We start from the raw sequence: 12,495 nt of genomic DNA, 5'->3' as shown, positions 1-12,495 counted from the left end.
CCGCATTTCGGGCATGTCGCCCGCGGCCGTGCGTAGCCTGGTCATCATGAGCGATGCCCAGGATTTCGGATCGGAATTGGCGGGGCTGTCGGACGCCGAATTGGCGGCCGTGGTGGAACGGGCCACCGAAGGCCGGGCCGGATTGGCCGCCCTGCACGCGGTGGCCGCGTCGGTGGCGGCAACCGTCGGTCATGCACCCGCGGTCATCGATGTGACTCCGGACACGGAGGATGAATCCGAGCTGCCGCCGATACCGCTTCCGGATACATTCGAGCAGGTGGAGGGCGGTCCGGTGGTCACCGGAGTGCCGGTACCTCCGGCGGGTATCCCGGTGGCCCCGGGCATCGGCGGATATACGAACACCGGCGTCCCTACTTTCGAGTCAGTTCGCGATAAGGTCGAGCAGCGCTACGGCACCGCACAGGGGATGGGCGAGCTCGATCGGCAGACACCAGTGGGTCGTAGCGTCGAGGAACAGTGGGACGCGCGGGAGAAAGCCGCGCGGGAACGCCTGGAACAGATTCGAAAATCGGTGCACGGCAACGATTCCGACTGAACTCGGCGGTCCCTTCTTGACGATGGGTGGAATCTGTGACCGAGCCGCGCGAAATCGCCGAACGGCTGCTCGACCTGCAAGTGGACTTCCTGCTCGCCGAGGTGAGCGGTGACCGCTTCACCGAGGTGATCGGCCGCGATGTGGAAGCGGTGATCGGCGTCGCCGACACCATCATCTTCCGCGATGTGGTGGAGATCGATCAGGCCAAGCAGACCGTGGCCAATATCATCAATCTGATCGGCGGCAGCCCGGTGCTGGGGGAGATGGTCGGCACGCTGGCCAATTCGCTCTACACCGATATCGCAAGCAATAACGACTACACCCTCGGTGATGTGGTCGAGCGCGAGCCGGTGGAACAGCTGCTGGAGAAGATCTTCGGCATGCACCAGGCGCAGGAGCGCATTCTGGAGCGCCTCACCGAGAGCCCGCTGGTCGCGACCGTGGCCTCCAAGTTCGTCGACAAGCTGATCGACGATTTCATGGAGAGCAATCGCCAGATGGCGAACAAGATCCCGGGCGTGGGCTCGCTGGTCTCGTTCGGCACCTCCGCCGCCAAGCAGGCCCGCAAGGCCGCCGAGAAGGCCACCGGTGACGGCACCTTCCTCGGCGAAATGGCGGGCAAGGGTGCCCAATTCGCGCTCAAGCGCACCAATAACGCCATTCGCGAGATGCTGCGCGATGCCCCCGTGCACGACGCCGCCATGGAGTTCTGGGATCTGCACGCGGGCGAACCGGTCAGCGGATTGCGCGACTACCTTTCGCAAAAGGATCTGCACGAGCTCGCGCTGATCATCTACCGCATCGCGCTCACCACCCGCGAGAAGGAGTACTTCGGAGTCCTGGTCGATCAGGGCGTCGAGGTCTTCTTCGAGAAGTACGGCGATCACACCCTCGCGGCGCTGCTGCCCGAACTGGGTCTGTCCGGTGAGGACATCGCCGGCGAGATCCTGCGCTACGGCCCGGCCGTGGTCGAGGCCGCCAAGCGAAATGGCGTGCTGGCCAAGCTGGTTCGCGAACGCCTGGAACCATTCTTCCTCTCCGATGAGGTCATCGCCGTGCTGGCGGAGGCCACCAAGTAACGAGAACGCTGGAGGCGCAATGAAACTACCGATCACCGGTGAGCGCCTCACAGTCATGTCACCCGGCCCCTACGTCATCGTGCTGGCCGCCGGTGTCTACGAGATCCACATCGAGGGTGAGTTGGTGGTGCATCGCGCCGTCGGCTCACCCTCGCACAGTCTGGCGGGAGAGGCCCGCCCGGAAGATCTGGCCACCGTGGTGGAGGGCGAAATCGTCGCCGCCGCTGTCGAATCCACCGGTGAACTCCGCATCGACCTCGACACCGGCCACCGCATAGTCGTCGAACCCGACCGCTACTTCGAGGCCTGGCACGTCACCGACCCGGGCCGCTACCTCGTCGCCTGCATGCCCGGCGGCGAACTGGCCATCTGGTCCCAGGACGCCTGAAACCCATGCACGACGGCCGGTGCCGATCCGGCCCGTCGTGCCGAATTCCCGTGCGGCACGTGGCGTGGGCTCATCGTCGGCAGCGATGGGTCCGCGGTCATGCCGTCCCCTCCGGGTATTCGTGGCGCCGAACAGCGTTGGACGGCTCTGAGAGCATCGCGGGTGAGCGGGGGGAAGATCAAGCAATCGCCCTGTCCCAAATTGTCCCACCCTGCTGATTTGCATGGATTCGCGGCGGCGTATGGACCCGGTGCGCGCCGGCTGATAATTCGCTATCCTCCTGCGGCGCAGCCTGTTAGCGTTGTTCTCACCAACGACGAAAGGAATGGCGATGAACGGCTGCACGACTTCCGAACGCTATTCCTATGAGTCGTCCGAGCGCTGAACAGCGCTCCGGCTCGGTCGTAATCACACTATTTCGGGGGCGAGGAGCCTGGTGGCTCAGCCTGTCTGTAAAACAGGTGCGCGAGCATGGCAGGTTCGATCCCTGCCGCCCCCACCGCATTTCGCTCCGGCGAGATCGCGGCGCAGTTGCTCTGCTGGTAACGGGCACCCTGACTTTCACTCAGGACTTCGTCGGTTCGATTCCGATCTGCGTCACGGCGACAATCAGGGAAAGCAATGCGGACCGGCGTCCGCCACCGCCTTGAAAGCGGCAGGTCCTCCGGGAGGGGGATGGGGTTCGACACCTCTGCTTTCCGCAATCCCCTTGTGCACCAGTCTTGTTCGCGCTGGATATCAGCTTTCGGCGCGGCGGGTCAGGACGGCGATGGGGAAGCGGCGGGTGCTCAGGGCGGCGTAGGTGTGGAAGTCTGGGTATCCGGCTTTCAGTGTGCGCCAGTGCTTTTCGTATTCGGCGTCATCGGTGACGATGTGCACGTCCACCGGCCAGGTGTCGGGGCCGACCTGAACGCGAGCGGTGGGCTGGGCGGCGAGATTGTGCCACCAGTTCGGGGTGCCGGGATGGCCGCCGTTGGAGCCGCAGACCAGCAGGTCGTCGCCGTCGCGAATGAGCATGAGCATGACGGGGCGGGGCTCGCCGGATTTGCGGCCGGTGACGATGAGCTGGAAGACCGGTTTGCCCTGCAACATATTGCCGCGGGTACCGCCGGAGCGGGTGTAGGTGCGGCTGTTCAGGCGTGCGAAGGCGCGCGCGGCGAAGCCCAGGTAGATGCTGGAGTAGTGGTTGAAGCGGCCGCTCAGGGTGAGGTTGCCGGTTTCGGAGCTGTTGCCTGCCATCTGTTTTCCCATGATCGGCCCGTTGTATCGCGGCTCACTGTACATGCTGTCCAGTGAGTGGGCGGGGGTGCGGGCGTTCAGTTCACGCAGGGGATGCTGCCGCCGATGGTGGTGGTCACCGGCTTGCCGTTATTGGGGGTGTCCGCGGTGGTGGTGGCGACGGCCGATTTCGAGGTGGTCGCCGTGGTGGTGGTGGTGCTCGCGGCCGCCGGATCGAGCGTCTCCGGAATCTCGAAATCGGTGCCGAGCACCAGCTTTATATGCCCGGCGCTGACATTCGAGGACGCGGCCGGGGTGACATTGCCGCCGAGCATATCGGCGAGCGCCTGTGCGTCGGTGTCCGCGCCGGTGCCGAAGTAGAGCATGGTGGAGGTGCCGTCGGCATAGGTGGCGTTGCTGACATCGCCGACCGGAAATCCCTTGCCGCCCAAGGACTTCGACACCTTGGCCGCCATGCCGGAAGTGCCGGTCGCATTGACCACATCCAGGGTCGAGGTGGGCGTGATCTTCGGGGCGGCGGCCACGGTCGGTTGTTCGATGCCGAACGCGGCGCGCACTTCCTTCTTGATGGCGGCCGGATCGATGATGTTCACATCCTGGCCGTCGACATTGTCATAACGCAGCACCGGCAGCGTCCGGAATTCCACCGCGGGGGATTTCGCGCGCCCCAGGGTGGTGATGAAGTCGCTCAGATCCCAGCCGTCCGAGAGCACCACATCGCGGTGCGCCGCGTCCATCAGCGCCCGGAGCTTGCTGATATTGGTGAGCGTGCCGGAATCCTTGATCTGTTTGGCCACCGAGGTCAGGAACGCCTGCTGGCGATGCGTGCGATCGAGGTCGCCGTTCTCCAGCCCGTGCCGCTGCCGCACGAAGGACAGGGCGTTGGCGGCGTCGAGATGCTGTGGCCCGGCGGGGAATACGGCTCCGGAGTAGTAGCTGTCGTCGACCGCGTGATTGAGGCATACGTCGACGCCGCCGAGCGCGTCGGCCAGATCGTAGAACCCGACGAGCGATATCTCGGCGAAGCGGTTGATCGGCACCCCGGTGAGCGTCTTCACCGCCTGCACGATCGACGCGCGCCCGGCTTCGCGGCCCTGGCGCTCGATATCGACCTTATCGGTGACGCCCTGTGCCTTGAGCTTCTCCTCGGCGTAGAACTTCTTGAGCCCGTACGCCTCTTTGATCTTGATGTGGTCGTAGCCGGGAATTCCGACCGCCTGCACATAGTCGTCACGCGGGATGGAGAATGCGACGATCTTCTTGAGATCCTTCGGAATATGCACCAGGATAAGCGAATTGGCGTTGTATCCGCCCTCGGTGCCGTCACCGGCGTGCAGCTGATCGAGGATGTTCTTGGGGAGATCGTTGCCGTTCAGATCCTTACGGGTATCGAGTCCGATGAGCAGCATATTGATATCGCCGTCGAGGGACTGATCCTCCTTCGGAATGACCTGGCTGTGCTCGAAGCCGTTATTGAGGCTGGTCTCGCCGTACCAGCCGATCCCGGTGACACCGACGACGCCGACGGCGAACAGCGACATGAGCCCGCGCCCGGCGTACCGCATGCGATGCGACTCCGTCGGTGCGGAGCGGCGATGCGAGGTCGGCCCGGCACGCCGGGCACGGCGCGGCTCGGGCGTGGGCGTCTGCGCGGCTCCGTGCGTCCCGCCGGAGCGGTAGACGGGCAGCTGCTCGGTGTCGTCGTCGTACATGGCTATGTCGAGTCTGCCGGAGCCCTACCGACTTGTCACAATGAAGGGCCCCGGCCTCAGCCTGGTCTCAGCTTTCGACGATGGCGATGCCGTCGATCTCGACCAGCATCTCCGCACGCGGCAGGCCGGTGAAGACGGTGGTTCGGCTCGGCAGCACCCCGCCCGAGGTGTGCTTGGTAACGAATTCGCCATAGGCGTCGTTCATGATCGGGAAGTCTTCGCGCTTGGTCAGATACACGCGCAGCATGACCACATCGTCGAAGCTCGCACCGCTCGCCTCGACGATCGCCTTGACGTTCTCGAGGGTGCGGGTGGTCTGCGCGGCCACATCCCCCGGGTACAGGTATTCGTTGGTGACGGGATCCACCGGACCCTGTCCGGAGACCTGGACGAACGGACCCTTGCGGACACCCTGGGAGAAGGTGTGCGCGGGGGCGGGGGCCTTATCGGTGCGGACGGCGATCTTCTCGGTCATCTGCGGCCTTTCATTTCTCGGGGGTGGGACTCCAGCCCAATTCGGTGGAGACGGCATCGGCGGCGGCGCGCACCTGCGGCAGCATGGCGAGCACCTGATCGTGATCGAGCAGCATGTCCGGCACCGACATGGACAGCGCGGCGACGACCGCGCCGGTGCCATTGCGAATCGGTACGGCCACGCAGTTGATGAAGCTCTCGTGTTCCTCGTGGTCCTCGGCATAACCCTGGGACGCAACGAGTTCCAATTCGGCGAGGTACTGCTCCGGCGTGCGGATGGTGCGGTCGGTGAACGCCTTGTATTCCAGGCCATCGGCGATACCGCGCCATTGTTCGTGCGGCAAAGCGGAAACCAGCACCTTGCCGACCGCGGTGCAGTGCAGCGCGGCGGGACGCCCGATGCGCGAATACATTCGGACGCTGTGCGTGGCATCGAGTTTGTCGATGTAGACGGCCTCACCTGATTCATAGGTGGCCAGGTGCACGGTCTGCCCGGTGGCGGCATTGAGCGCGCTCAGATGCGGTCGCGCGGCGGTGCGCACATCGCGCCCCTCCAGCGAGCGGTTGGCGAGTTCGAAGAGCTTGGAGCCCAGCCGATATCGATGCTCCGCGTCGTGGGTGACGAAGCGTTCGCCCTCCATGGTCTGCAGTAGCCGCAGCACCGTGGATTTGTGCACCCCGAGCCGAGTGGCCAACTGGTCCAGCGATTTCGGCTCCTCGCCGAGTTCGCCGAGGATGGTGAGGGCACGCAGCAGACTCTGGCTCATGAGCCCACATTCTCGGGGATGGGCTGTGCCGGGCTGTAATTCAATTCCGCCCATTCGGAAGCGCTGACGGCCGACTGCGATTCGAGGGTGTGCGGCGGCGGCAGTTCGGCGACATCGCCGGTGCCGGTGAGCGCGGCCGCCGCGCACAGGTGCCCGAAGCGCAGCAGCTGCTCGTGCGGGCGGCCCTGGAGCAGTGCGGCGAGATAGCCGCCCGCGAAGGCGTCGCCCGCGCCGATGCGCTCGGTGACGCGCAGGCGCAGGGCGGGCACTTCCAGGCGCTCGTCGCCGATGTATCCGGTCACCGAATGTTTATCGTTCTTGACGATCAGATGCCGCGGTTCGGGGAAGAGCTTGCGCAGCCGATCGGCCTCGCCCATGCCGAATACCTCGAGCGCTTCGTCCGCGCCCAGGAAGACCACATCGCTGCCGCGAATATGCCGGGCCAGAATGTCGGCGGCGGATTCCTCGCGCCGTTCCCACAGGGCCGGGCGGAAATTGAGATCGAAGCTGATCAGGCGCGATCCGCGCGGCTGCGCGAGCAGGGCTGCGGTGCAGGCGGTGGCCGAGGGCGACAGTGCCGGGGTGATGCCCGTGAAATGCACCAGTTCGGCGTCGTTGAGCAGTCGCGCGGCGACGGTCAGATCGTGTGGTGCGAGCGCGCTGGCGGCGGAACCGGTGCGGTAGTACAGCATTCGGCTCGACCCGGCGGGCAGATCGTCCTGTCGTGCGGAGCCGCTGCCGCGTTCCTTCACGTACAGGCCGGTGGGCCGGGCCGGATCGATGGTGACGGCGGAGGTGTCCACACCGCGTTCGCTCAGGTGCCGCAGCAGATAGCGGCCGAAACCGTCATCGCCGACCCGGGAGATCCAGGCGGTCGGCACGCCGAGCTGTGCGAGCACCGTGGCGGCATTGGCCTCCGCGCCGCCCGCGCCGCGCGCGAAGGTGTGCGAATCCTCCAGCGGTCCGGGTTGCGCGATGAGCACGGCGAGTCCCTCACCGATGGTGACCGCGCGGGGGGTCGCCTGGATCACACCAATCTCCTTCGAATGGTTGCGGCTTTCGGCCTTCGTGTGCAGAATAACCACGGAGAACACAATACGCAACAAGCGTTGCAGAATATGCAATAGCTTTCGGCTATGATCTGGCCGAAGGGAAATCGGAAGGAGCGTCGTGGCTCTCGACAACGATGTCGTCGCAGCACTGCATGACCGCGAGCTGAGCGCGCAGCACAAATCGCTGCCGCCCGCCGCGTGGGGACTGACGGTGCGCGAATATCTGGCCACGGCACCGTATTTGGACCAATTGCAGACCCCGGTGCTCACCGTGGATCGTTCCGCGGTCGACTCCAATCTCGCCGTCATGGCGGAATGGGCCGCGGCCGCGGGGGTTCGGCTCGCACCGCACGGTAAGACCACCATGTCGCCGCAGCTGTGGGGCGAACAGCTCGGGATCGGATCCTGGGGCATCACGCTGGCCACCGGCTGGCAGTCGCAGGTTGGTCGTTCCTTCGGGCTGGACCGCATCCTGCTCGCGAATGCCCTGGTCGATCCGGTCGGATTGCAGTGGGTGGCAGGCGAATTGGCGCGCGATCCAGAATTCGAGTTCTACAGCTGGGCCGATGGCGTAGATACCGTCCGGGCGATGGAGCGGGGTCTGGAATCCGCTCCCGCCGGTGTGCGGCTCTCGGTGCTGGTCGAACTCGGTGGGCCGCACGGCCGTACGGGTGCCCGCACGCTGACCGAGGCGCACGAGGTGGCCGAGGCCATTCACGCTTCCGACCGCCTGATCCTGGCCGGTGTCGGCGGCTACGAGGGCGCGCTGGCGCACGACCGCACCCCCGAAGGTCTTGCGGCCGTTCGGCATTACCTCGATGAGCTGGGCGTCCTGCACAAGGAGCTGGCGGCGCAGGGGTATTACGAGGACCGCGCCCTCATCACCGCCGGTGGCAGCGCCTATCCGGACCTGGTGGTGGAACGTCTCGCCGGTCTCGCGGATGAACAAGGCGCGCACGGTATTCCGACCACCGTGGTACTGCGCTCGGGCGCGTACGTCATCCACGATGACGGCTTCTACTCCGGCATTTCGCCTTTGACCGCGGGCGGTGCGTCGCTGACCGGCGATGCCCGTCCACTGCGTTCGGCCATGCACGGCTGGGCGCGCAGCGTCTCCCGTCCGGAACCGGGACTGGCGCTGCTCGACGCGGGCAAGCGCGATCTGCCGTTCGATGAGGGGCTGCCGGTCCCGCAGCTGATTGCGGGACCGGCAGGCAAACCGCTGCCGGAGGGCGCGACGGTGAGCGCGCTCAACGATCAGCACACCTTCCTGCGACTGCCCGGCGACGATGCCGAGGCGGTTCCGGTGGGTGCGGTGGTGCGGCTGGGCCTTTCGCACCCGTGCACGGCCTTCGACAAATGGCGGCTCATCCCGGTGATCGATGACGCCGAGGCCGAACGCCCGCGCGTCGTCGACTTCCTGCACACCTTCTTCTGAGCGGAACGTCATGGCCGAGTTATTGATTCGCGATATCGAGATCCTCGACGGCACCGGAGCCGACCGGTATCGGGGCGATGTGCTCGTGGAGGGCGGCCGGATCGCCGCGATCGCCCCGCCCGGCACGCTGACCGAGGCCGACCGGATCATCAACGAGGGTGAGAACCTCGCGCTGGCACCGGGTTTCATCGATATGCACGCGCATTCGGATCTGCATCTGCTGACCGAGCCCGGACATTTCCCGAAGCTCAGCCAGGGCATCACCACCGAGGTGATCGGGCAGGACGGACTGTCCTACGCGCCGATCGACGATGCCGCGCTGGCCATCGTGCGCCGTCAGATCGCGGGCTGGAACGGCAATCCCGCCGATCTCGACTTCTCCTGGCGCACCGTCGCCGAATACCTGGACCGGCTGGATTCCTCGGGCATCACACCCAATGCCGCGTACCTGGTGCCGCAGGGCACGCTGCGCCTGATGGTCGTCGGCAGTGAGAAGCGCGATGCCACTCCCGCGGAGATCGAGCGGATGCGCGCGCTGCTCGCCCAGGCCCTCGACGAGGGCGCGGTCGGCATGTCCAGCGGGCTCACCTATACGCCCGGAATGTACGCCGACACTTCGGAACTCGCGGCGCTGTGCGAGGTGGTGGCCGCGGCCGGTGGCTTCTACGCACCGCACACCCGCTCCTACGGCGCGGGCGCGCTGGAGGCGTACGCGGAGATGATCGAACTGTCCCGCCGCACCGGCTGCGCCCTGCATCTGACCCACGCCACCATGAACTTCGGCGTGAATCGCGGGCGCGCACCGGAATTCCTCGCCATGGTGGACGCGGCGCTGGCGGACGGCTGCGATATCAGCCTGGACACCTACCCGTATCTGCCCGGCTCCACCACGCTTTCGGCGCTACTGCCCAGCTGGGCCATGTCCGGCGGACCCGATTCCGCGCTGGAGCGGATCGCCGATCTGCCGACCCGGTTGCGAATCGTGGCCGATGTCAATGTGAACGGCTCGGACGGCTGTCACGGCGTCACCGTGGAATGGGAGACCATTCAGATCAGCGGCGTCGCCAATCGTGAGCTGGACCGCTATGTCGGGCGCACCGTCAGCGAGATCGCCGCCGAGCGCGATATGCCGCCGGTCGAGGTGTTCTTCGATCTGCTGACCCGGGATCAGCTGGCCACCACCATTCTTCAGCACGTCGGGCACGAGGAGAATGTGCGCGCCATCATGCGGCATCCCCGGCATATGGGCGGCAGTGACGCCCTGCTGGTGGGGGAGCGGCCGCATCCGCGCGCCTGGGGCACCTTCCCGCGCTACCTGGGCCACTATGCGCGCGAACTCGGCGTGCTCGGGCTCGAGGATTGCGTACACCATCTGACCGGCCGTCCCGCACAACGACTTCGGCTGCCGGACCGCGGGCTGATCCGCGAGGGCTATGCCGCCGATCTCGTGCTCTTCGATCCCGCGACCGTGGCCGACACCGCCACCTTCGAGAACCCCAAACAGCAGGCGCGCGGCATCCCGTACGTGCTCGTCAACGGCGAATTCGCCTTGGACGCGGGCAAACCCACCGGTGTACGGGCCGGTCGCGCCCTGCGCATGAATTCCGTTCGGAAGGAGACCCGTTGACCTCCGCCATGGATGTCATTCGCGCCGATCGCGTGCTCACCGTGGTGCGCGCACCCGAGATTCCCGATCCGGCCGCACTGGCCCAGGCCCTGGCCGGATCCGGAATCCGGGCCGTGGAACTGACTTTCACCACCCCCGGGGTGCTGGACGCGCTGCGCAAGGCGGCCGAGTCCGGCCACGGGGTGATGGGCGCGGGCACGGTCATGACCGGTGATCAGGCCGCGGCCGCCATCGACAGCGGTGCGCGCTTCCTGGTCACGCCCGGAATCCGGGAAGAGGTCGCCGAAGTCGCCACCCGACGTGGAATCCCGGTCGTCATGGGCGCTTTGACGCCCACCGAGGTGATGCGCGCCATGGATCTGGGCGCGGCCGCGGTGAAGATCTTCCCCGCCAAGGCTTTCGGGCCGGGCTATTTCAAGGACCTGCGGGGCCCGTTCCCCGAGGCGCAGCTGATCCCCTCCGGCGGGGTCAATGCGGGTAATGCGGCCGACTTCCTCGCCCAGGGCGCGGTAGCGGTCACCGCCGGAACCGATGTCGTCGCACCCGCGGATGTCGCGGCCGGCCACTGGGCCGAAATCGCCGCGCGCGCGGCATCGTTCGTTCGATCTCTGACCTGAGAGGTACACCATGGGCGCCACAGTCGACTGGCTGCGCACCACCACACCAGGACTGCTGGTGCTCTGCGGACTCGCCATCGCGGTCCTGCTGTTCGCGATCATTCGCGTCAAACTGGAGCCGTTCATCGCGCTGCTGCTCGTGAGCCTGGGCCTGGCCCTGGCGGCGGGTCTGCCGGTGGCCAAGCTGGTGGGTTCACCGCTCAAAGCCGGTGACTCACTGCTGGAAACGGGCTTCGGCGGGATTCTCGGCCATATCGCGGTCATCATCGGCCTCGGTACGGTGCTCGGGGCGATCCTGGAGCGATCCGGGGGCGCGGACGTGCTCACCGATCGACTGCTGCGGATCTTCGGCGATAAGGGCGCGCCCGTCGCAATGGGCCTGCTGGGCTTGATCTTCGGTATTCCGCTGTTCTTCGATATCGGCATCTTCGTACTCGCGCCGCTGGTGTACGTGGCGGCCAAGCGCGGTGGCGGTTCACTGGTGCGGTACGTGCTGCCGCTGGTCGCGGGTCTGTCCATGACGCACGCGTTCCTGCCGCCGCATCCGGGGCCGGTGGCCCTCGGCGGGCTGATGGGCGTGAGCCTGGGCTGGCTGATCCTGGTCGGATTCATCTGCGGTATCCCGGGTTTCATCGCCGCGGGCATCGTATGGGGTAGCTGGATCGGTAAGCGCGTCATGGTCGAGGTGCCGGAGGAATTCCTGGTCGCCGAGGCGAACAAGGAAGCGGCGCAGGCGGATACGGGCGCGGTCAAGACGCTCGCGGGCAAGAGCGACGGGCCCGGCACCACCACCGCCGCGGCCGTTCAAGCTCCGCCCTCGGTGGCGCTGATCGGCGGCATCATCGCGATTCCGCTGATCCTGATTCTCGGCGCGACCTTCGGCAGCCAGCTGCTGATCGCGAATTCACAACCGCTGCAGGTGCTCACCTTCCTCGGCACGCCCGCCGTGGCGCTGCTCATTGCCGTGCTCATCGCGTTCTACGTGCTGGGTCTGCGCCGCGGGCAGACCGTACAGGAGCTCAGCACCCTGACCTCGGAATCACTGCGCCCGGTGGGCATGCTGCTGCTGGTCGTCGGTGCGGGCGCGTTCTTCGGAAAGGTCATCTCCGCCACCGGAATCGGTTCGGCGCTGGCCGAAACCATGTCCGCCGCCGGGCTTCCGGTGATCGTGCTGGCGTACATCATCAGCTGTGGGCTGCGTATCGCGCAGGGGTCGGCGACCGTGGCCATTGTCACCACGGGTGGCATCGTCGCACCGCTGGTGGTCGATCACGGGTACTCGCAATTCGCGCTGGCCCTGACCGCCATGTCCATCGCGGCAGGGTCGATCGTGCTGAGCCATGTCAACGACGGCGGGTTCTGGATTATCTCCAAGTACTTCAATATGACGGTGAAGCAGACATTGCAGACCTGGACGGTGCTGGAGACCATCCTGTCCGTGGTCAGTTTCGCGGTCGCCGCGGTGCTGTTCGCCCTGTTCACATAGCGTTCGAACGGTAGTGGGGCCTGGGCCCGCCGGACCCCGTTGTGAATGAGCTTGCACAGT

Annotated in this window: 12 protein-coding genes and 2 tRNA genes; 9 read left to right on the top strand and 5 right to left on the bottom strand. The window is 66.2% G+C overall.

Features of this window, described 5'->3' with window-relative positions; genetic code table 11:
• The first annotated feature begins 46 nt into the window (after nucleotides 1–46).
• The 5 genes from ACFC0O_RS41830 to ACFC0O_RS41810 all read left to right on the top strand — a co-directional run bounded on the left by ACFC0O_RS41830 (nucleotide 47) and on the right by ACFC0O_RS41810 (nucleotide 2,623).
• Entirely contained in the window at nucleotides 47–556 is a 510-nt protein-coding gene (locus tag ACFC0O_RS41830; RefSeq protein WP_375967903.1) for a PspA/IM30 family protein, read from the top strand.
• A gap of 35 nt (nucleotides 557–591) precedes the next feature.
• Nucleotides 592–1,635, top strand: coding sequence for a hypothetical protein (locus ACFC0O_RS41825; RefSeq protein ID WP_375967901.1), 1,044 nt, complete (start codon nucleotides 592–594; stop codon nucleotides 1,633–1,635).
• A gap of 19 nt (nucleotides 1,636–1,654) precedes the next feature.
• The gene (locus ACFC0O_RS41820; RefSeq protein WP_364643148.1) at nucleotides 1,655–2,023 is read left to right on the top strand and encodes a DUF6188 family protein; all 369 of its coding nucleotides are present in this window, start codon (nucleotides 1,655–1,657) and stop codon (nucleotides 2,021–2,023) included.
• A gap of 420 nt (nucleotides 2,024–2,443) precedes the next feature.
• Nucleotides 2,444–2,522: transfer RNA gene (locus ACFC0O_RS41815), tRNA-OTHER, on the top strand.
• A 25-nt stretch (nucleotides 2,523–2,547) separates the two neighbouring features.
• Nucleotides 2,548–2,623, top strand: a tRNA-Glu gene (locus ACFC0O_RS41810).
• A gap of 138 nt (nucleotides 2,624–2,761) precedes the next feature.
• Here the strand turns inward: ACFC0O_RS41810 and ACFC0O_RS41805 are convergent.
• The 5 genes from ACFC0O_RS41805 to ACFC0O_RS41785 form a co-directional block, all read right to left on the bottom strand.
• A complete protein-coding gene (locus tag ACFC0O_RS41805) occupies nucleotides 2,762–3,262 on the bottom strand; it encodes a nitroreductase/quinone reductase family protein (RefSeq protein ID WP_375967899.1) in 501 nt (166 codons plus the stop codon).
• A 77-nt stretch (nucleotides 3,263–3,339) separates the two neighbouring features.
• Nucleotides 3,340–4,827 carry an LCP family protein gene (locus ACFC0O_RS41800; RefSeq protein WP_375968230.1) on the bottom strand — a complete coding sequence of 496 codons (1,488 nt, stop codon included), beginning with the start codon at nucleotides 4,825–4,827 and terminating at the stop codon, nucleotides 3,340–3,342.
• Nucleotides 4,828–5,041: 214 nt separating this feature from the next.
• A complete protein-coding gene (locus tag ACFC0O_RS41795; RefSeq protein WP_375967897.1) occupies nucleotides 5,042–5,449 on the bottom strand; it encodes a RidA family protein in 408 nt (135 codons plus the stop codon).
• Between the two features lie 10 nt (nucleotides 5,450–5,459).
• Nucleotides 5,460–6,215 carry an IclR family transcriptional regulator gene (locus ACFC0O_RS41790; RefSeq protein ID WP_375967895.1) on the bottom strand — a complete coding sequence of 252 codons (756 nt, stop codon included), beginning with the start codon at nucleotides 6,213–6,215 and terminating at the stop codon, nucleotides 5,460–5,462.
• Nucleotides 6,212–7,246 carry a sugar kinase gene (locus ACFC0O_RS41785; protein WP_375967893.1) on the bottom strand — a complete coding sequence of 345 codons (1,035 nt, stop codon included), beginning with the start codon at nucleotides 7,244–7,246 and terminating at the stop codon, nucleotides 6,212–6,214. Before ACFC0O_RS41785 ends, ACFC0O_RS41790 begins: the two co-directional genes overlap by 4 nt.
• 139 nt (nucleotides 7,247–7,385) lie before the next feature.
• Between ACFC0O_RS41785 and ACFC0O_RS41780 the strand changes: the two genes are divergently transcribed.
• From ACFC0O_RS41780 to ACFC0O_RS41765, 4 genes are read left to right on the top strand one after another with little or no spacing between them, the layout of a single operon-like run.
• Nucleotides 7,386–8,705, top strand: a complete 1,320-nt coding sequence (locus tag ACFC0O_RS41780; RefSeq protein ID WP_375967891.1) for an amino acid deaminase — start codon at nucleotides 7,386–7,388, stop codon at nucleotides 8,703–8,705.
• Nucleotides 8,706–8,715: 10 nt separating this feature from the next.
• Nucleotides 8,716–10,332: an amidohydrolase family protein gene (locus ACFC0O_RS41775; protein WP_375967889.1), complete on the top strand. Its 1,617-nt coding sequence runs from the start codon at nucleotides 8,716–8,718 to the stop codon at nucleotides 10,330–10,332.
• A gap of 8 nt (nucleotides 10,333–10,340) precedes the next feature.
• A complete protein-coding gene (locus ACFC0O_RS41770; RefSeq protein ID WP_364644171.1) occupies nucleotides 10,341–10,949 on the top strand; it encodes a bifunctional 4-hydroxy-2-oxoglutarate aldolase/2-dehydro-3-deoxy-phosphogluconate aldolase in 609 nt (202 codons plus the stop codon).
• A 10-nt stretch (nucleotides 10,950–10,959) separates the two neighbouring features.
• Nucleotides 10,960–12,435 carry a GntP family permease gene (locus tag ACFC0O_RS41765; protein ID WP_375967887.1) on the top strand — a complete coding sequence of 492 codons (1,476 nt, stop codon included), beginning with the start codon at nucleotides 10,960–10,962 and terminating at the stop codon, nucleotides 12,433–12,435.
• The last annotated feature ends 60 nt before the right edge of the window (nucleotides 12,436–12,495 follow it).

It is taken from the genome of Nocardia sp. NPDC056100 (assembly GCF_042266325.1).
GTDB lineage: Bacteria > Actinomycetota > Actinomycetes > Mycobacteriales > Mycobacteriaceae > Nocardia.
This window is presented reverse-complemented; position numbering and strand designations above follow the sequence as displayed.

Excerpts from the sequence above, each read along its gene's own strand:
- ACFC0O_RS41830 (WP_375967903.1), top strand. The coding sequence starts at position 47 with ATGAGCGATGCCCAGGATTTCGGATCGGAATTGGCGGGGCTGTCGGAC.
- ACFC0O_RS41770 (WP_364644171.1), top strand. The coding sequence starts at position 10,341 with ATGGATGTCATTCGCGCCGATCGCGTGCTCACCGTGGTGCGCGCACCC.
- ACFC0O_RS41795 (WP_375967897.1), bottom strand. The coding sequence starts at position 5,449 with ATGACCGAGAAGATCGCCGTCCGCACCGATAAGGCCCCCGCCCCCGCG.
- ACFC0O_RS41800 (WP_375968230.1), bottom strand. The coding sequence starts at position 4,827 with ATGCGGTACGCCGGGCGCGGGCTCATGTCGCTGTTCGCCGTCGGCGTC.
- ACFC0O_RS41775 (WP_375967889.1), top strand. The coding sequence starts at position 8,716 with ATGGCCGAGTTATTGATTCGCGATATCGAGATCCTCGACGGCACCGGA.
- ACFC0O_RS41765 (WP_375967887.1), top strand. The coding sequence starts at position 10,960 with ATGGGCGCCACAGTCGACTGGCTGCGCACCACCACACCAGGACTGCTG.
- ACFC0O_RS41790 (WP_375967895.1), bottom strand. The coding sequence starts at position 6,215 with ATGAGCCAGAGTCTGCTGCGTGCCCTCACCATCCTCGGCGAACTCGGC.
- ACFC0O_RS41805 (WP_375967899.1), bottom strand. The coding sequence starts at position 3,262 with ATGGCAGGCAACAGCTCCGAAACCGGCAACCTCACCCTGAGCGGCCGC.
- ACFC0O_RS41820 (WP_364643148.1), top strand. The coding sequence starts at position 1,655 with ATGAAACTACCGATCACCGGTGAGCGCCTCACAGTCATGTCACCCGGC.